Annotated in this window: 1 protein-coding gene and 1 pseudogene; both read left to right on the plus strand. The window is 58.3% G+C overall.

The features are described from left to right. Positions 1-280 (plus strand): annotated as a pseudogene (locus K7H91_RS25465) (NTP-binding protein); the annotation flags it as partial. Continuing rightward, on the plus strand, positions 277-1,143 hold the full coding sequence (locus K7H91_RS25470) for a TniQ family protein (protein WP_230722959.1): 867 nt from the start codon (positions 277-279) through the stop codon (positions 1,141-1,143). The pseudogene K7H91_RS25465 and the gene K7H91_RS25470, both read left to right, overlap by 4 nt. The last annotated feature ends 83 nt before the right edge of the window (positions 1,144-1,226 follow it).

The following is a 1,226-nucleotide window of genomic DNA, read 5'->3' on the forward strand; positions in this document are numbered from 1 at the left end:
CAGGTTTGAGCAGTTCACCTTGAGCCGGTGGGCTGCAAACGAACAGTTCGAAACACTGGTGGCCTCGATCCTGCGCAATACGCCGCTGCGTCGGCCCTCGGTGCTTACACCGAAATCGCTGCGACGGATCCTGCAGATCACCGAGGGTATCACGGCAAACATCTTCCACATGATCAACAGCCTGGCCGTCGAAGCCATCGAAAACGGCCACGAGCACATCAACGACGAAGCAATCGAGAACTGGGAGCCAGAATTCGAGGCCGAGGCGGCGTTCGCATGATTGAGAACACGCCGCCTCGGCCGTTGCCGGTGGTGTTGTCGCACCATTCAGACGAACTCCTGTCATCCTGGATCGGTCGGCATGCCGCCTTTTACGCGGTCCCGCCGCTGGTCATGCTTCGGCATTGCCTGCCGGAGGCTTCCTCATTGCGAGCGGCAGATCTGCAGCTGACCGGTGATCAGGAAATCCGCCTGGCCAACATGTTTGCCACCGAGCCGGCCGTGATGCGTCGAATGACTTTCGCAAATGTCGCGCGAGCATCGCATCGTCTTATTGCCACACGGCCAACGCAGGTCTGCACCAACTGCTGCCCTGGTGGCGCTGAACCGGCACCAATCCTGCGAAGCCAGCATTTGGGGTGGCGCATTACGTGCCCTTTGTGCGGAGACCAACTCCGGGATCCTGATAAGCGGGAAATCCCCACCCCTTTCCTGCAATATCGGAGTGCCGCCATTCGTGGCGAAAATCTGCTCGACGATGAAGCCGAACGTGGCATCGGCACCTGGACATCGCCAACCGAGATTGCCCGGCTTCTTCTGATGCGACGCATTCCAAGACCTTTCCCGCGCGAGCATGACCTTTGGCGCTTCCGTGTGCTCGGCGCAATCATCCCTGATCTTGACCATGTCGTTGCCGAGCAGGGGGAGAATCTGCCCACGCCTGCAAAGCCGATCCTGCCGCTTCACATGCGACCAGCTCTGCTGGCCGGGGTAGCCATCGTCGAGCGTGCTGGGCCGGAAATGCTCCAGATGCTGAGTTATCACATGATGGGCGACAATCGCGTCCGGTTCACTGACGCCGCCGAGAGCATGATAGCTCGAACTCGTGCGTGGAAAGCTTCATCGCAGATGCACTTAATTTGAGAATCCGACGGCCAAGATTCTCACAATTAAATGCCAACCTTGGATTAATTCGGCGCATTCTTACAATTAAGTGCCAAGCGACA

This window comes from Martelella mediterranea (assembly GCF_021021415.1).
GTDB lineage: Bacteria > Pseudomonadota > Alphaproteobacteria > Rhizobiales > Rhizobiaceae > Martelella > Martelella mediterranea_C.